Origin of the sequence: Bradyrhizobium jicamae (assembly GCF_018130695.1) — a bacterium.
Classification (GTDB): Bacteria; Pseudomonadota; Alphaproteobacteria; order Rhizobiales; family Xanthobacteraceae; genus Bradyrhizobium; species Bradyrhizobium jicamae_B.
Map to the genome: position 1 here is coordinate 77,529 of NZ_JAFCJX010000022.1, position 16,874 is coordinate 94,402.

Annotated in this window: 12 protein-coding genes; 6 read left to right on the plus strand and 6 right to left on the minus strand. The window is 63.6% G+C overall.

Going from position 1 to position 16,874, the window contains the following annotated elements; genetic code table 11:
• Positions 1-61: 61 nt before the first annotated feature.
• The 5 genes from pimD to JQ604_RS28565 all read left to right on the plus strand — a co-directional run bounded on the left by pimD (position 62) and on the right by JQ604_RS28565 (position 7,373).
• The gene (pimD, locus tag JQ604_RS28545) at positions 62-1,204 is read left to right on the plus strand and encodes a pimeloyl-CoA dehydrogenase small subunit (protein WP_212364015.1); all 1,143 of its coding nucleotides are present in this window, start codon (positions 62-64) and stop codon (positions 1,202-1,204) included.
• Between the two features lie 167 nt (positions 1,205-1,371).
• Positions 1,372-2,145, plus strand: a complete 774-nt coding sequence (locus JQ604_RS28550; RefSeq protein WP_212364016.1) for an SDR family NAD(P)-dependent oxidoreductase — start codon at positions 1,372-1,374, stop codon at positions 2,143-2,145.
• A gap of 212 nt (positions 2,146-2,357) precedes the next feature.
• Positions 2,358-3,860 (plus strand): glycerol kinase GlpK, encoded by a 1,503-nt coding sequence (gene glpK, locus JQ604_RS28555; RefSeq protein ID WP_212364017.1) that lies wholly within the window; start codon positions 2,358-2,360, stop codon positions 3,858-3,860.
• 246 nt (positions 3,861-4,106) lie between these two features.
• The gene (locus tag JQ604_RS28560) at positions 4,107-6,524 is read left to right on the plus strand and encodes a penicillin acylase family protein (RefSeq protein WP_249158768.1); all 2,418 of its coding nucleotides are present in this window, start codon (positions 4,107-4,109) and stop codon (positions 6,522-6,524) included.
• Positions 6,525-6,755: 231 nt separating this feature from the next.
• Positions 6,756-7,373 (plus strand): GNAT family N-acetyltransferase, encoded by a 618-nt coding sequence (locus JQ604_RS28565; RefSeq protein ID WP_212364018.1) that lies wholly within the window; start codon positions 6,756-6,758, stop codon positions 7,371-7,373.
• Positions 7,374-7,382: 9 nt separating this feature from the next.
• Here the strand turns inward: JQ604_RS28565 and JQ604_RS28570 are convergent, their stop codons facing one another.
• The 3 genes from JQ604_RS28570 to JQ604_RS28580 all read right to left on the minus strand — a co-directional run bounded on the left by JQ604_RS28570 (position 7,383) and on the right by JQ604_RS28580 (position 9,590).
• Complete coding sequence (locus tag JQ604_RS28570; protein ID WP_212364019.1) at positions 7,383-8,096, minus strand: hypothetical protein; 714 nt, start codon at positions 8,094-8,096, stop codon at positions 7,383-7,385.
• A gap of 76 nt (positions 8,097-8,172) precedes the next feature.
• Positions 8,173-9,123 carry a DUF4238 domain-containing protein gene (locus tag JQ604_RS28575; protein ID WP_212364020.1) on the minus strand — a complete coding sequence of 317 codons (951 nt, stop codon included), beginning with the start codon at positions 9,121-9,123 and terminating at the stop codon, positions 8,173-8,175.
• Between the two features lie 50 nt (positions 9,124-9,173).
• The gene (locus tag JQ604_RS28580) at positions 9,174-9,590 is read right to left on the minus strand and encodes a DUF6636 domain-containing protein (RefSeq protein WP_212364021.1); all 417 of its coding nucleotides are present in this window, start codon (positions 9,588-9,590) and stop codon (positions 9,174-9,176) included.
• A 144-nt stretch (positions 9,591-9,734) separates the two neighbouring features.
• Here JQ604_RS28580 and JQ604_RS28585 point away from each other — a divergent pair, with 144 nt between their 5' ends.
• Positions 9,735-10,361: a glutathione S-transferase family protein gene (locus JQ604_RS28585; RefSeq protein WP_212364022.1), complete on the plus strand. Its 627-nt coding sequence runs from the start codon at positions 9,735-9,737 to the stop codon at positions 10,359-10,361.
• Between the two features lie 680 nt (positions 10,362-11,041).
• Here JQ604_RS28585 and maiA read toward each other — a convergent pair.
• The 3 genes from maiA to metF form a co-directional block, all read right to left on the minus strand.
• The gene (maiA, locus tag JQ604_RS28590; RefSeq protein ID WP_212364023.1) at positions 11,042-11,701 is read right to left on the minus strand and encodes a maleylacetoacetate isomerase; all 660 of its coding nucleotides are present in this window, start codon (positions 11,699-11,701) and stop codon (positions 11,042-11,044) included.
• A 223-nt stretch (positions 11,702-11,924) separates the two neighbouring features.
• On the minus strand, positions 11,925-15,770 hold the full coding sequence (gene metH, locus JQ604_RS28595; protein WP_212364024.1) for a methionine synthase: 3,846 nt from the start codon (positions 15,768-15,770) through the stop codon (positions 11,925-11,927).
• 3 nt (positions 15,771-15,773) lie between these two features.
• Positions 15,774-16,679 (minus strand): methylenetetrahydrofolate reductase [NAD(P)H], encoded by a 906-nt coding sequence (gene metF / locus JQ604_RS28600; protein WP_212364025.1) that lies wholly within the window; start codon positions 16,677-16,679, stop codon positions 15,774-15,776.
• Positions 16,680-16,874 lie beyond the last annotated feature (195 nt).

Consider the following 16,874-nt stretch of genomic DNA (forward strand, 5'->3'; position numbering starts at 1 on the left):
CGGGGAGAGGTGAAGAGGGGGCCCCGGTTTCGGTAACGACTTTCAGTTTAAGGGAACGAACATGGATTTTGATCTGTCCGAGGAGCAGCGGCTTCTCAAGGAAAGCGTCGACGGGTTGCTCGCCGATTCCTACGACTTCGAGGCGCGCAAGAAGTACATGAAGGAGAAGGGCGGCTGGAGCAAAGCCGTCTGGGGCAAGCTCGCCGAGCAGGGTCTGCTCGGTCTGCCCTTTGCGGAAGCCGATGGCGGCTTCGGCGCCGGCGCGGTCGAGACCATGATCGTGATGGAGGCGCTCGGCAAGGCGCTGGTGGTCGAGCCGTATCTGGCGACGGTGGTGATCGCCGGCGGCTTCCTGCGCCATGGCGGCTCGGCCGCGCAGAAGGAAGCGCATGTGCCTGGTATCATCGACGGCAGCAAGACGTTTGCCTTCGCGCAGCTCGAGAAGAACTCGCGCTACGATCTCCACGATGTCGTGACATCAGCGAAGAAGAAGGGCGACGGCTGGGTCATCGACGGCGAAAAATTCGTCGTGCTCAATGGCGAGAATGCCGACACGCTGATCGTGACCGCGCGCACGTCAGGCGCACAGCGCGACAAGACCGGCATCGGCGTATTCCTGGTGCCGGCCGATGCGAAAGGCATCACCAGGAAGGGTTATCCGACCCAGGACGGCCTGCATGCCGCCGACATCACCTTCACCAATGTCGAGGTCGGCGCGGACTCTGCGATCGGCAATCCCGCGGACGCGCTGGCGCTGATCGAACGCGTCGCGGACGAAGCCCGCACCGCTGTTTGCGCGGAGGCGGTCGGGGCGATGGATGAATCGCTCAAGACCACCGTCGAGTACATCAAGACGCGCAAGCAGTTCGGCGTCGCGATCGGCTCGTTCCAGAGCCTGCAGCATCGCGCCTCCGACATGTTCGTGGCGCTGGAGCAGGCCCGCTCGATGTCGATGCTGGCGACCATGGCGGCGGATTTCGACAACGCCAGGGAACGCGCCACGTCGGTTGCTGCGGCCAAGGTGCAGATCGGCAAGTCACTGAAGTTCGTCGGCCAGCAGTCGATCCAGCTCCATGGCGGCATCGGCATGACCATGGAGGCGAAGATCGGCCACTACTTCAAGCGGCTGACCATGATCGAGAACAGCTTTGGCGACACGGACTACCACCTCCGTCGCGTCAGCGAGAGCGGTGGACTGCTGTAGCCTCATCATCACTGTCATCCCCCGCGAAAGCGGGGGACCCAGTACGCCGCGGCTTCTCGGTTTGTGCCGCGCCGCCTCTGGAATACTGGATCGCCCGCACCAGTGCGCAAGTGCGCACAGGGCGGGCGACGACACTGAGTAAGTGGACGTAACGGAGCCCAACAACAATGAAAAACACCCCGTTCGATCTCACCGGCCAGGTCGCCATCGTCACCGGCTCGAGCCGCGGCATCGGCAAGGCCTCCGCTGAATTGCTGGCCAGGCTCGGCGCCAGGGTCGTGATCTCCTCGCGCAAGGCGGATGCCTGCAAGGAGGTCGCCGACGGCATCAACAAGAGTGGCGGCGACGCGATCGTGATCCCCTGCAACATCTCGCGCCGCGAGGAGGTCGAGGCGCTGATCTCGGGTACGATCAAGCACTACGGCAAGATCGACATCCTGGTCTGCAACGCCGCGGTCAATCCGTATTACGGCCCGCTGCTCGACATCAAGGACGAGGCGTTCGACAAGATCATGGGCTCGAACGTCAAGAGCAACATCTGGCTCTGCGCACTCGCGGTCCCGCAAATGGCCGAGCGCGGCAAAGGCTCGGTCGTGATCATCTCCTCGATCGGGGGATTACGCGGTTCGACCGTGATCGGCGCCTACGGCATCTCCAAGGCCGCCGACTTCGCACTGTGCCGCAGCCTTGCCGGCGAGTGGGGCCCCAAGGGCGTGCGCGTCAATTGCGTGGCGCCGGGCCTGGTGAAGACCGATTTCGCCCGCGCGCTGTGGGAAGACCCCGACAACCTCAAGCGCCGCACCGCCTCCACCCCGCTCCGCCGCATCGGCGAGCCCGAGGAGATCGCGGGCGCGGTGGCCTATCTGGCGTCGGACGCGTCGACCTTCATGACCGGGCAGACGATCGTGGTCGACGGTGGCGTGACGACGGCGGCGACTTAAGCCAATCTTGTGTCCCGGACGCGGTGCAGCGCGTAGCGGTACACCGCAGAGCCGGGACCCATCTCAATTTTGCGCGCGGCGTGGGCCCCGGCTTAGCAGCGCACCGCAAGCGCGCTGCGCCGCATCCGGGGCACGAGAGCTACCTTGACCTTGCCCCGCTAATCCGCTCCTTTTGCGCTCCACAAACTCCCGGAAACGCCAAGGAACATCCCATGTCTTTCGTGCTGGCCATCGATCAGGGCACCACATCCTCGCGCGCCATGGTGTTCCGCTCCGATATTTCCATCGCGGCGGTCGCGCAGCAGGAGTTTCCGCAGCATTTCCCGGCCTCGGGCTGGGTCGAGCACGAGCCGGAGGACATCTGGACCTCGACCGTCATGGTCTGCCGCGATGCGCTGGAGAAGGCCGGGCTGAAGGCGAAGGATATCGCCGCGATCGGCATCACCAACCAGCGTGAGACCACTGTGGTGTGGGACCGCGCGACGGGACAGGCGGTGCACCGCGCCATCGTCTGGCAGGACCGCCGCACCGCCGACATCTGCGCCAAATTGAAGAGCGAAGGCCATGAACCCGCGATCTCGGCCAAGACAGGCCTGATCATCGATCCCTATTTCTCTGGGACAAAAGTCGCCTGGATCCTCGACCACGTGCCCGGCGCCCGCGAGCGTGCCGAGCGTGGCGAGCTCTTGTTCGGCACCGTCGATTGCTATCTGCTGTGGCGGCTCACCGGCGGCAAGGTGCACGCGACCGACGCCACCAATGCCTCGCGCACGCTGCTGTTCAACATCCACACCGGCGCGTGGGACGATGAACTGATCAAGCTGCTTCGCGTGCCGCGCTCGATGCTGCCGGAGGTGAAGGACTCCTCCGCCAAATTCGGCGAGAGCATCCCCGATCTCTTTGGCGGTCCCATCGCGATATCAGGCATCGCCGGCGACCAGCAGGCCGCAATCATCGGCCAGGCCTGCTTCGAGCCCGGCATGATGAAGTCGACCTACGGCACCGGCTGCTTCGCGCTGCTCAACACCGGCGCCACGCCGGTGAAGTCGAAGCACAAGCTGCTCACCACCATCGCCTATCAGCTCGGGGGAAGGCGCACCTACGCGCTGGAAGGCTCGATCTTCGTCGCAGGAAGCGCCGTGCAGTGGCTGCGCGACGGCCTCGGCATCATCAAGCAGGCCTCGGAGACCGGTCCGCTCGCCGACAAATCCGATTCCATGCAGAGCGTCTATCTGGTGCCGGCCTTTGTCGGCATGGGCGCACCCTACTGGAATCCGCGCGTGCGTGGCGCGCTGTTCGGCCTGACGCGCAACACCGGCCCGGCCGAGCTCGCGCATGCGACCCTGGAGAGCGTCTGCTACCAGACCTTCGATCTCTGGGCAGCGATGCGCACCGACTGGCCGGAGGCGAATGCCGCCAACACCGTGCTTCGTGTCGACGGCGGCATGACCGCATCCGACTGGACCATGCAGCGGCTCGCCGATCTGCTCGACGCGCCGGTCGATCGTCCGATGATCCAGGAGACGACGGCGCTCGGCGCCGCCTATCTCGCTGGCCTGCAAGCCGGCGTCTATCCGGAGCCCGTCAAATTTGCCGACAATTGGAGGCTCGAGCACCGCTTCAAGCCGGCGATGAGCGAGGAGACGCGCGCGCGCAAGCTTGCGGGCTGGGCGCGGGCGGTAAAGGGTGTGCTGGCGAGCGACGAAGGAGAATAACGCGCGCGGAGCAAGCGCGCGTTCAACGATAACAAAAGCCGGGAGAACAAGATGAACACGGATTTCAACCGCGTCATTCGAAAGTACCGTAGACTTGTAGGGTGGGCAAAGCGACTTGTCCGCCGAAGCCTCGGCGAAGGCGGAAGCGTGCCCACCATCACGAGCACGACACTTGACGGTGGGCACGGCGCGAAGACGCGCCTTTGCCCACCCTACAAATCTTCTCCCATCATCGCACTTCGCAGCTTGACCCGACTGGTCGGGGCTACGCTCTGCGCAGCGCTGCTCGCATCGCCAGCCATCGCGCGCGACAAGGACAACGCCCTCGTCGCCGCCCGCCAGACCAGGTCCGACGTCGCCGGGCTGAAGGCACCGGCGCAGATCCTGGTCGATGTCTGGGGCATCCCGCACATCTATGCCGGCAACGAGCACGACCTGTTCTTCCTGCAAGGCTTCAACGCCGCGCGCGATCGGCTCTGGCAGATCGATCTCTGGCGCAAGCGCGGGCTCGGTCTGCTGGCGAAGGATTTTGGTCCCGCCTATGCCGCGCAGGACAAGGCGCTGCGGCTGTTCCTCTATCGCGGCGACATGACCGCGGAATGGGCTGCCTACGGCCCGAAGGCGAAGACCTATGCGGAGGCATTCGTCGCCGGCGTCAATTCCTATGTCGGCGATGTCAAGGCAGGCAAGCGCCCGCTGCCGATCGAATTCCGCATTGCCGGCACCATGCCCGACCTGTGGTCGGCGGACGACGTCGTGCGCATCCGGAGCCACGGCCTCACCCGCAACGTCGCCTCCGAGGTGAAGCGCTCGCTGGTCGCCTGCGCCGCCGGCCTCGATGCGGATCGATTCCGCGTCAAGCTCGAGCCGGCCTGGACCACGAAAATCCCTGATGGACTCGATCCTTGCAGCGTGCCCAAGGCCGTGCTCGCGGCCTACGATCTCGCCACCCGCCCGGTCGCCTTCGCCAGGCCGAAGGACCAGAAGGCCGCGCTGGCGCATGATCCCGACAAATTCCTCACCGAGGCCGATCAGCAGCGCGACACCATCGGCTCCAACAATTGGGTGATCGCCGCTTCGCGCACCGCGACGGGCCGGCCGATCCTCGCCAACGATCCGCATCGCGAGCACAGTGTGCCGTCGCTGCGCTACATCGTCGGGCTGAATGCGCCCGGCCTATCCGTGATCGGCGCCGGCGAGCCGGCGCTGCCGGGCATCTCGATCGGCCACAACGACACCATCGCCTTCGGCCTCACCATCTTCAACGTCGACCAGGAAGATCTCTACGTCTACGAGCTCAACCCCGCCAATCCGAACCAGTATCGCTACGGCTCCGGCTGGGAGGACATGCGAATCGTCAAGGAAAAGGAGGAGGTGAAGGGCGAGGCGGCCAGAGACCTCGAGCTGAAGTTCACCCGCCACGGTCCGGTGATCTATGTCGACGAGGAGAACAAGCGTGCGTTTGCCGTGCGCTCGATCTGGTTCGAGCCGGGCACCTCGGCCTATTTCGGCTCGTCGGACTACATGACCGCAAAGGACTGGACCGGCTTCCTCGCCGCGATGCGCCGCTGGGGCGCGCCGTCGGAGAACCAGGTCTATGCCGACACGCGCGGCAACATCGGCTGGGTCGCCGCCGGCAAGACGCCGCGCCGCACCGGCTATGACGGCCTGATGCCGGTGCCCGGCGACGGCCGCTACGAGTGGAACGGCTTTCTCACGCTCGACGAACTGCCAAAGGCCTATCAGCCGAAGCAGGGCTGGTTCGCCACCGCCAACCACATGAACCTGCCGGAGGGCTATCCCGTCGCCGAGCGCAAGGTCGGCTTCGAATGGGCCGACAGCGCGCGCTGGCAGCGCATCGCCGAGGTCCTGGAGAAGAACAGCAAGGTGACGCTCGCCGACGCGATGGACCTGCAGAACGACGACACGGCGATGATCGCGCGCCGCCTCGTCGCACTGCTCAAGCCGCTGTCGTCTGACGATGCCAACACGAAGAAAGGCCTCGATCTGCTGAAGGCCTGGGACGCGCGCGACACCGCCGACAGCGCGGCGGCCGCGGTCTACGAGGTCTGGATCTCCAACCATCTCGGCCGCGTGCTGCTGAAGACCACGGCGCCGAAGGCGGCGGACCTGATCGCGCCGGAGGCCTCCAGCATCTCCGCCATAACAGCCTATCTCGAAAAGCCCGACGCTGCATTGAGCGCCGACGCGCGCGACCGCGTGCTGCGCGACAGCCTCGGCGAAGCCACAGCCGACGTCGCCGAGAAGCTCGGCGCGGATAGCTCGACGTGGCGCTGGGGCCGTCTCCACGTCGCAAAGTTCGATCACGCGCTGATGCCGCTCGCCGACAAGGCCACGGCGGCACAGATGTCGGTCGGCCCGCTCGCCTATGGCGGTGCCGCCAACGTGCCGCGCGCCGCCACCTATCGCCGCTCGGACTATCAGCTCACATCCGGCGCCTCGTTCCGCATGGTGCTCGACGTCGGCAACTGGGACGCCAGCCGCACCATCAACACGCCCGGCCAATCCGGCGATCCCTTCAACGCCCACTACCGCGACCTCGCGCCGCTGTGGGCCACGGGCCAGTATGTGCCGTTGCTGTACAGCAGGCCAGCGGTGGAGGCGGCAACCGCGGAAGCGATCTCGCTGACGCCACGGCGGTGAGGCGCCGCGAACTCCACTTCACCTCGCCCCGCTTGCGGGGAGAGGTCGGATCGCATCGAAGATGCGATCCGGGTGAGGGGGTACAGGTCCATCGATAGACATCACTCGCGGAGAGAGCCCCTCACCCCAACCCTCTCAGCGCGAGCTATGCTCGTCGCGCCCCCGTGAAGAACGGGGAGAGGGGGGCGCAGTCCCGTTTCGACCGCGAGTCTACTCCATTGAGAGGCCACCATGATCCTCCCCGACGGCTACTACGATATCCCCGCCGGCAAGATCGCCGCCATCGTCACCCATCTCGAAATGACCGCCCGCCCGCCGCGCCGCGACGATCCGCCCGGCGATTGGCGCCTGCGCAAGGTCGACCACCCCGATCTCGCCTGGTACCGCGACCTCTACCGCCGCGTCGGCGAGGAGTGGCTGTGGTTCTCCCGCGCCCGCAAGAGCGACGCCGATCTCGCCGCGATCATCCATTCCCCCGGTGTCGAGGTCTACGCGCTGGTGATCGACGGCCGCGACGAAGGCCTGCTCGAACTCGACTTCCGCGAGCCCGGTCAATGCGAGCTCGGCTATTTCGGCGTCACCGCAAAGCTGATCGGCACCGGCGCCGCCCGCTATCTGATGAACCGCGCACTCGAGATCGCCTGGTCGCGCGAGGTGACGCGCGTCTGGGTGCACACCTGCACCTTCGACCATCCCTCGGCCGTGGCGTTCTACCAGCGCTCCGGCTTCAGCGCGTTCCGTCGGCAGGTGGAGGTGGCGGATGATCCACGGCTAGATGGGACGGCACCGCGCGATGCGGCAAAGCATGTGTCGGTGATTGAGTGGCAGGCCGCCGCAACGTATCGCTGAAATGCTCAGTCAGAACTTGATGCCAACGGTCCAAAACCCATACCGGTTTCCGGGCGTCTTATGTCGAACATTCTGGATCGCAACATCAACTAAATCGGACGCTTTTGGTGCTCCCGGTAAGTGTCCCGTATGGTCTAGAATCAACTCTGCTACAGCTTGCTTGATAAACACAAAGATTTTGTGCATCTCGTCATGATCGGGGCTGATAGGAGCATTTGGAGCAAAAAGGATGGCCATTCGCTTCAGTTTCTTATGGTCAGTCAGCGATATGATCCCTTGGTTATGAACGATCGAATTACGTAAGATGCGCAAGTCCCCAAGCGCGTCTACTTTCACGTCATTTGCCGTGACCCCTCTTATCGCAGCAATCTGTGGTCGGATGTCTTCGTCCCATCGAGTGAAGAGAAAGACTATTATTGACCAACAGATTTGCTGTTCATTGAAGCCCGCTTCCGCGTTTGCGGCAATAAAGTCTTCCGAGCGTGTGATCCGATGGTGCAGAATATCGGGAGATTTAGGATCCTCGACGCTGCTCCAAACAATTACTGGCTGGCCATCTTCTATGCGACGCGAAGTAGGACGTCGAACCCGCGGAATCTGTCGTTCAATCCTCGCCTTGTTGCCACTGAAGCCGGATAAACAGTCGCAGTAAACTCCGACTTGCCGATTGATAAAATCGATGAAGCCGCGGAGAACGTCGAGCTCTTTTGATGCGTTGACCATCGCGAAATGGCTGGCTGGGTAGCTAAGATGTTGATACGAAAATCATTCGGAGAGGTCGTTAGGCGATTCGCATAAGTTACTCCCGATCTCGATCTCGATCGAATTGTATCTCCATTCTCCCATCTACGAACCTGTGGCCAAATGATTTGGGAGGAGGGAGCCCGAAGTGCTTTTTGATAAAATCGATTGGCGGAGTAGTTCGCGAGAACACAAATCGTTCGGCTTGACCAACAGCGATACGGTTAAATCTAGCAACTCCACGAGAATTTACCCGAGCCAGAATTGCACGATTCGTACTTGAAATACGAGGTGCGGGCAGTGCGGCGACTGCTAGGTCGGGCGTCAGCGGGGCGTACACATCGAATGGGACTGGTCCAGCGTCCCAAGGCTCTTCTGGCGACACTCCGGCGTCAGAGAATAGAAACTCGTTTGGTGATTCTCGCTTGATGAAGAAGATCTCCGAACGAAGTATTACCTGACAATAGAGGTCGAACGTCCTAAGCATATTATCTAGGGCAATTGTTTTCACGAGATTGCCATTCGATATCAAGTCGCCTCCGAGGAGGTTTGTGCCACTCATTGAATGGTAATCCTGAATCCGCTTCAGGTATCGCGGATTCCTAACGATGAGTGCAGCGATGTATCTGGATAGAGACGATCGATGTTCCTGCGGCAACGCGATAGTCTCAGTGTAATCCCTGACGATGAAGCCCACATGTTCGGTGGTCCTTCTCTTCTCTGGATCGCCTTTGAATGGCTTCCTTGATAGACTTGGAATTGTCGAAACGTAATCGAGAGTTTTCGCGAAGGGGGCTTCAATCTCGACGGAAAACCAGCGCTCGATGGTAAGATCCTTCGAGCCAGTTAAATCGTAGCGAGTATACAGATCGCCTTCCAAGCCAATATTGGCTGGGCTACTTGTAAAAGAAGTCCCATCCGACCGAACAGCATGGATTGTGCCGTTGCTATTGGTCCAATGTCGGGATTGTAGCTGTGGCCACCAGTGGTGGCGCTTGGGTCCGCTCATTCAACCATAACTTCCTTAGGACGCGGATTAGAGCAGGGTACCACGGTAACTCAAAACACCTTCTGCTCCGCCCGCGACAGCGAAAACCCGTGCTGCATGGCGTTGAAGCACGTCAGCCCGGTCTGCTCTGAGCGACACGTAAACCCGCCGCGCTGCCAGACCTCGCCATAGGCGAGCAGCGGCAGGCGGGAGTCCATCACCGTGTCGCCGTGGCAGATGCGCCCCGCGCTGCCCTTCGCCGTCATCTCGAAGGCGTGGCCCCAGTCGAGGTCGCAGTCGGCGGGGCGGCGCGGCTGGGTGTCCATGTTGGCGATGTCGCAACGGAGCGCGGGCCGGTTGTCGTCGGTGAAGAACTGGCAGGCGATGTTTTTCGACGGCGTCTGGAAGCCGACGAGGCCGTCCTGAGCCTGCGCGCTGGCGGCAAGCGGCAGCAGGGCTAGCAGAATGACTGGCAGGCAATGCTTCATCGGAATGACTCATCTTGTTGCAATGCGGCGCAGCCTATCTAGGATGGTGCAAAGCGCAACCCATGGCCGAGTGTCTCCGTGCTCCCCGCAAATCCCCTTGCGAGGCAACGGATCACTGCGGCCTGACCGATGATGAGATGACCCATGTTCCTGATCGGCCAATACGACTCGCCCTTCGTCCGCCGCACCGCGATCGCGCTGCGGCTGTACGGAATTGCCTTCGAGCACAAGCCGTGGTCGACGTTCGGCGATGCCGAGACCATCGCGCCCTACAACCCGCTGCGGCGGGTGCCGACCTTGGTGCTAGATGACGGCGAGGCGCTGATCGAGAGCACGGCGATCCTGGATTATCTCGACGAGCTGGTCGGGCCGGAGAAGGCGATGATCGCGCGCGCGGGCGCGGAGCGCCGCAAGCAGCTGCGCATCTGCTCGCTCGCCTCCGGGCTTGGCGACAAGGCGGTGAGCCTGGTCTATGAGCGCGTGCTGCGGAAAGAACAGCTCAAGCTGTGGGTCGAGCGATGCGAGGCGCAGATCGGCGGCGTGCTCTCCGTGCTTGAGCAGGAGCGCGCGGCGGTGAAGACGCCGTACTGGTTCGGCACCGCCATCGGCCACGCCGACATCGCGGTCGCCTGCGTGCTGCGCTTCACCGGCGAGGCGCATCCCGCATTGTTCGACGATCGCTATCCAGCGCTGCAGGCGCATGCGGCGAAGTGCGAAGCGCTGGCGCCGTTCAAGGAGATCGTGCAGCCGCTGGCGCCGCCGAGCGGTTAGATCGTAGCCCGGATGAGCGAAGCGACATCCGGGAGACCCTCTGCGGATGGGACGGTGCCGGATATCGCTTCGCTCATCTGAGCTACGGGCCTGTGACAAATTCGACACGACGGGCAAATCAGCGAGAGCGCGAAAAACCTGTCAAGTGACTCCTTCAAAAATATTCCTATTTACTGGAAGTTCTGAATATGCTAATAATGACGCATCCCGCCCTCTGAGGGGCGTTGCGCAATGTCACGAACGCGGGTCGGGATGCGGTGGACGCCGAACGTGCGATAGATGTGCGCATGCAAGGCGTACGGCGAAGTCGTGTGGGCTTGCCGCCCCGATGCTGGTGGCAAGTCCGCGAGAGGTCCAAAGCCGATCGCGGATGATGGTGGCACAAAAGCAGAGTCTCACCAGGGCGAGCACGTATAAGCCGTAAAACCATCGCGCAGGGAAGGCCGGCGTGCCTCCGCTGCTCTGTATGCCCGTGTGCGCCACTTTCTATCCCATTGCGCACGGGACCTCGGGTGCAGCGTGCACCCGGCTTTCCCTGCGCCCTCACTCAAGAGAGAGGGCGGAACGAACGGAAAAACTCGGGCAAATCATGTCGCGAGACCGCGGACCTACACCCTCGTCGCTGTTTGATATGTGAATCGGTGCCTTCGCCAGGACGACGATGTTGAGCAAGCCTTGGGCTACTTCGCCCGCATCGCTTCCGGCGTATCCGGCTGCGCGGTGGGACTCGCCTTCGCAAACGCCGGCAGCGCCATTGCGGTCTCGTGAATGCGCTTCACGGTCGGCCAGGGCGACAGATTGATCTGCTGGTTGATGGCAAAGGAGACGTGGCCGACCAGGCAGATGTCGGCCATGGTGGGCGCATCGCCGTGGCAGAACTGGCCAGTCGCCTTGTGGCCGGCGAGATGGCCTTCGAGCGCGGCCAGCGTTTCGATCGTCCAGTGCCGCCGCCAGGCATTTAGCTGGCTGTCGCGCAAATCCAGTTCACGGTCGAGATAGCGCCGCACCCGCGGCGTGACCAGCGGATGGCCCTCGCAGGCGACCATCAGCGCCAGCGCGCGCACGCGGGCACGGCCGAGCGCATCCGAGGGCAGCAACGGCGGGTTGGGAAAAGTTTCGTCGAGATAGTCGAGGATCGCCAGCGACTGCACCAGCACGGTGCCGTCATCAGTCACCAGCGCCGGCAGCGCCATCTGCGGATTGAGCTTGCGATAGGCGTCGGCGCGCTGCGCGTCGGCATCGATGTCGACGAAGACCACTTCGGCCGGCACGTCTTTCAGGTTCAGCGCGATCCGCACCCGAAAGCTCGCCAGCGATCGCCAGAAGGAGAAGAATTTCATGGGGAGATTTCCGTTCTTCACCTCGCCCCGCTCTTGGCGGGGAGAGGTCGGCGCGCAGCGCCGGGTGAGGGGCATGGCACAACGTTGCCGCACTATAGCCCTCTCCGACTCGGAAATCCTCACTCGCAACAAGGGAGACCGTCCCTGCGGGACCACCCCTCACCCGAAATTCGCTGCGCGAATTTCGGCCTCTCCCCGCGAAGGGCGGGGCGAGGCGAAGCGCTCAGCCAGCTCCGACCGCCTTCTTCCGCCAGGCCAGATGCACGGCGCAGGTGCACCCTTGCGGGTGCGAGGCCACATCGTTCGCCGGCGTCGCGGCCGGCGCGATGACCGGCTCCTTCTCCGCTTGCGACGGAATGTAGTTCAGCACCGGCGCGAGCCAGCGCTCGATCTCGGCGACGCTCATGCTCTTGCGTGCGGCGTAATCCTCGACCTGGTCGCGCTCGATCTTGCCGACGCCGAAATAGAAGCTCTCGGGGTGCGAGAAGTAGAGACCCGACACCGACGAGCCCGGCCACATCGCAAAGCTCTCGGTCAGCTTCACGCCGGACGTCTTCTCGGCATCGAGCAGCCTGAACAGCGTCGCCTTCTCGGTGTGATCGGGCTGCGCGGGATAGCCGGGCGCCGGGCGGATGCCGTCGTACTTCTCGAGGATCAGCTCGTCCGCCGAGAACGTCTCGTCCGGCGCATAATTCCAGAACTCCTTGCGGACGCGCTGGTGCATGCGCTCGGCAAAGGCCTCGGCGAGGCGATCGGCCAGCGCCTTGCACAGGATCGAGGAGTAGTCGTCATTGGCATTCTTGAAGCGGTCGGCGACTGCATCCTCGCCGATGCCCGCGGTGACCACGAAGCCGCCGATATAGTCGGGCACGCCCGACGTCGCCGGCGCGATGAAGTCCGACAGCGCGGCATTGAAGCGGCCCTCGCGCTTCTCGAGCTGCTGGCGCAGCGCGTGGAAGGTCGCGATCTCGGTCGTCCGCGTCTCGTCGGCATAGACCTTGATATCGTCGCCGACGGCGTTGGCCGGCCAGAAGCCGATGGTCGCACGCGCGGTGAACCACTTCTCCTTGATGATGGTATCCAGCATCTTGCGGGCATCGTCATAGAGCGAGCGCGCGACCTCGCCGATCTTGGGATCGTCGAGAATCGCCGGAAAACGCCCCGTGAGCTCCCAGGTCTGGAAGAACGGTGTCCAGTCGATGTACTGCGCGAGCTCGGCCAGATCATAGGCGTCAAAGCTCTTCAGCCCGAAGAAGGTCGGCTTCCTCGGCGGCACGGCGGCAAAGTCGATCGCGACCTTGTTGGCGCGCGCCTCAGCGAGTTTCAGCCGCTTCTTGTCGGCCTGTGCGCGGAAATGCGCCGCGGAGATTTTTGCATACTCGGCGCGCACCTCGGCGGCGTAAGCCTGCTTCTTCTCCGGCGACAGCAGCGAGGAGGCGACGCCGACGGCGCGGCTCGCGTCGTTGACGTGCACGACAGGCCCGCCCGGATAGTTGGGGTCGATCTTCACGGCGGTATGCACGCGGCTGGTGGTCGCGCCGCCGATCAAGAGCGGCACGTTCATGCCCTGCCGCTCCAGCTCGCCGGCGAGGAAGCTCATTTCATCCAGCGAGGGCGTGATCAGGCCGGACAGGCCGATGATGTCGGCGCCCTCGGCCTTCGCGGTCTCGATGATCTTGTTGGCGGGCACCATGACGCCGAGGTCGATGACCTCGAAATTGTTGCACTGGAGCACGATGCCGACGATGTTCTTGCCGATGTCGTGGACGTCGCCCTTCACGGTCGCGAGCACGATCTTGCCGGCGGCGTTACGGCCACCGGTAACGCCATTGGCGAGGTTGCGTGCCTTCTCTTCCTCCATGAACGGCATCAGATAGGCGACCGCCTGCTTCATCACGCGTGCCGACTTCACGACCTGCGGCAGGAACATCTTGCCGTCGCCGAAGAGGTCGCCGACGACGTTCATGCCGTCCATCAGCGGGCCTTCGATCACGTCGAGCGGGCGCGTCGCGTTCTGCCGCGCAGCTTCGGTGTCGGTCTCGATGAACTCGGTGATGCCATGGACCAGCGCGTGACTCAGGCGCTTCTCGACCGGCCATTCGCGCCAGGCGAGGTCCTGCTCCTTGGTCTGCTTCTCCTTGCCGCGGAATTTTTCCGCGAGTGCGAGCAGGCGTTCGGAGGCGCTCGCGTCGCGGTTGAGGATGACGTCTTCGCAGGTCTGGCGCAGCTCGGGATCGATGTCGTCATAGACGATCATCTGCCCGGCATTGACGATGCCCATGTCCATGCCGGCCTTGATGGCGTAATACAGGAACACCGAGTGCATGGCCTCGCGCACCGGCTCGTTGCCGCGGAACGAGAACGACAAATTGGAGACGCCGCCGGAGATGTGGGCGCCCGGCAGGTTCTGGCGGATCCAGCGCGTCGCCTCGATGAAGTCGACGCCGTAATTGTTGTGCTCCTCGAGGCCGGTCGCGATCGCGAAGATGTTCGGATCGAAGATGATGTCCTCGGCCGGGAAGCCGAGCCGGTTGACCAGGATGTCATAGGCGCGCTTGCAGATCTCGGTCTTGCGCTTGAACGTGTCGGCCTGCCCGGTCTCGTCGAACGCCATCACCACCACGGCCGCGCCATGGCGCTTGGCGACGGTGGCCTCGTGCAAGAACTTCTCCTCGCCTTCCTTCAGCGAGATCGAGTTCACGATCGGCTTGCCCTGGATGCATTTCAGGCCGGCCTCGATGACGTGGAATTTCGAGGAGTCGACCATCACGGGCACGCGGGCGATGTCGGGCTCGGCGGCGACGAGGTTGAGGAAGGTCACCATCGCCTTCTCAGAGTCCAGAAGGCCCTCGTCCATGTTGACGTCGATGACCTGGGCGCCGTTCTCGACCTGGTCGCGCGCGACCTGCAGCGCTGCCGTGTAGTCGCCGGCGGTGATCAGCTTGCGGAAGCGGGCGGAGCCGGTGACGTTGGTGCGCTCGCCGACGTTCACGAAGGGGATCGCGTCCGTCAGCGTGAACGGCTCGAGGCCGGACAATCGAAGTTTGGGCGCGATCTCCGGCACGATCCGCGGCTTGTGCGGGGCAACGGCCGCGGCGATGGCGCCGATATGGTCGGGCGTGGTGCCGCAGCAGCCGCCGACGATGTTGACGAGGCCGGCGGCGGCGAACTCGCCAATCAGGCGTGCCATGTATTCGGGCGTCTCGTCATACTGGCCGAACTCGTTAGGCAGGCCGGCATTCGGGTACGCGCAGACCAGCGTATCGGCGACGCGGCCGATATCGGCAATATGCGCGCGCAGGTCCTCGGCGCCGAGCGCGCAGTTGAAGCCGATGGTGATCGGTTTGGCATGCCGCACCGAATGCCAGAACGCTTCCGGCAGCTGGCCGGAGAGCAGGCGGCCGGACTTGTCGGTGATGGTGCCCGACACCATCACGGGCACATCGATGCCGCGCGCCTCGGTAATCTCGGAGATCGCGTAGAGCGCGGCCTTGGCGTTCAGCGTGTCGAAGATGGTCTCGACCAGCAGCAGGTCGGCGCCGCCGTCCAGCAGGCCCTTGATCTGCTCGCCATAGGCCTTGCGCAGATCGTCGAAGGTCACGGCGCGATAGCCGGGGTTGGAGACGTCGGGCGAGATCGAGGCAGTGCGGTTGGTCGGGCCCAGCGCGCCGGCGACGAAGCGCGGCTTGCCGTCTTCGGCGGAGACGCGCTCGGCAGCGTTGCGGGCCAGCCGCGCGCCTTCGCGGTTCAGCTCATAGGCGAGGTCCGACATGTCGTAGTCGGCCTGCGCGATCGAGGTCGAGGAGAAGGTGTTGGTCGCGACGATGTCGGCGCCGGCACGCAGGTAAGCGGCGTGGATGTCCTCGATCGCCTGCGCCTGCGTCAGGATCAGGACGTCGTTGTTGCCCTTGATGTCGCGATGAAAATCCGCAAAGCGCTCGCCACGGAACGCGGCCTCGTCATACTGCAGGCCCTGGATCATCGTGCCCATCGCGCCGTCGAGCACGAGGATGCGTTCGCGGGCAGCCGCGAGCAGAGCGGTACGCTTGGGAGAAACGGGAACGGTCATAGGTCAGGCAGCTTTCTGGGCGCCATGCGGCCGGATGCCGAGCAGATGGCTGATCGCGAACACCAGGTCCGCGCGGTTCATGGTGTAGAAGTGGAAGGTGTCGACGCCGTGCTTGAACAGCTTTTGCACCTGGCCGGCAGCGACGGTCGCCGCCACCAGCTTGCGGGTTTCGGCGTCGTCATCGAGGCCTTCGAATTTCTCGGCGAGCCAATCCGGCACGCTGGTGCCGGCGCGGGTGACGAAATTGCGGGCCTGCTTGAAATTGTGCATCGGCATGATGCCCGGCACGACAGGGATTTCGATGCCGCGCGCGCGGACGCGGTCGAGGTAGCGGAAATAGAGATCGTTGTCGAAGAACACCTGGGTGATGGCGCGGGTTGCGCCGGCGTCGACCTTGGCCTTCAGCGTGTCGATGTCGGCATCGAAGCTTGCGGCTTCCGGATGCTTCTCGGGATAGGCCGAGACCGACACCTCGATATCGGGATGACGCCTCTTGATGCCGGCGACGAGCTCGGCCGAGCTCTGATAGCCGTCGGCATGGGTGTGATAGGCGGTGCCGATGCCGCCGGGCGGATCGCCGCGCAGCGCCACGATGTGGCGGACGCCGACCTCATGATAGCGGTCGACGATCTCGTCGATCTCGCCGCGCGAGGCGCCGACGCAGGTCAGGTGCGCGGCCGGCAGCAGGTCGGTCTCTTTCAGGATACGGCTGATGGTCGAGTGGGTGCGTTCCCGCGTGGAGCCGCCCGCACCGTAGGTGACCGAGACGAAGTTCGGCGTCAGCGGGGCCAGGCGATTGATGGTCTCCCAGAGATTGCGCTCCATCTCCTCGGTCTTCGGCGGGAAGAACTCGAACGAGATTCTTGGGGTGCGCTGCCCGTTGGCAGTGGGGGACTTGACCTCGGACATGGGACGCTACGGGCTCCACGGGATTGGGCAGGCGACAGGCCTACCCCGGCAGAGGCTAAGATAAGGCAAAGAGGGTTTGGCTGACAGCCCACAGCAGATGGGAATTTGCCCACTTTTTGCAAAGTAATGACCTTTGGTGAAGACAGGAAGATATCGTTGGGCGACTTGCGGAAAGTGCGTTATATTGGTGATAAA

Coding starts and splice junctions, on each gene's coding strand:
- metH (WP_212364024.1), bottom strand. CDS start 15,770: ATGACCGTTCCCGTTTCTCCCAAGCGTACCGCTCTGCTCGCGGCTGCC.
- glpK (WP_212364017.1), top strand. CDS start 2,358: ATGTCTTTCGTGCTGGCCATCGATCAGGGCACCACATCCTCGCGCGCC.
- JQ604_RS28570 (WP_212364019.1), bottom strand. CDS start 8,096: ATGGTCAACGCATCAAAAGAGCTCGACGTTCTCCGCGGCTTCATCGAT.
- JQ604_RS28575 (WP_212364020.1), bottom strand. CDS start 9,123: ATGAGCGGACCCAAGCGCCACCACTGGTGGCCACAGCTACAATCCCGA.
- JQ604_RS28580 (WP_212364021.1), bottom strand. CDS start 9,590: ATGAAGCATTGCCTGCCAGTCATTCTGCTAGCCCTGCTGCCGCTTGCC.
- JQ604_RS28585 (WP_212364022.1), top strand. CDS start 9,735: ATGTTCCTGATCGGCCAATACGACTCGCCCTTCGTCCGCCGCACCGCG.
- maiA (WP_212364023.1), bottom strand. CDS start 11,701: ATGAAATTCTTCTCCTTCTGGCGATCGCTGGCGAGCTTTCGGGTGCGG.
- metF (WP_212364025.1), bottom strand. CDS start 16,679: ATGTCCGAGGTCAAGTCCCCCACTGCCAACGGGCAGCGCACCCCAAGA.
- JQ604_RS28550 (WP_212364016.1), top strand. CDS start 1,372: ATGAAAAACACCCCGTTCGATCTCACCGGCCAGGTCGCCATCGTCACC.
- JQ604_RS28565 (WP_212364018.1), top strand. CDS start 6,756: ATGATCCTCCCCGACGGCTACTACGATATCCCCGCCGGCAAGATCGCC.
- pimD (WP_212364015.1), top strand. CDS start 62: ATGGATTTTGATCTGTCCGAGGAGCAGCGGCTTCTCAAGGAAAGCGTC.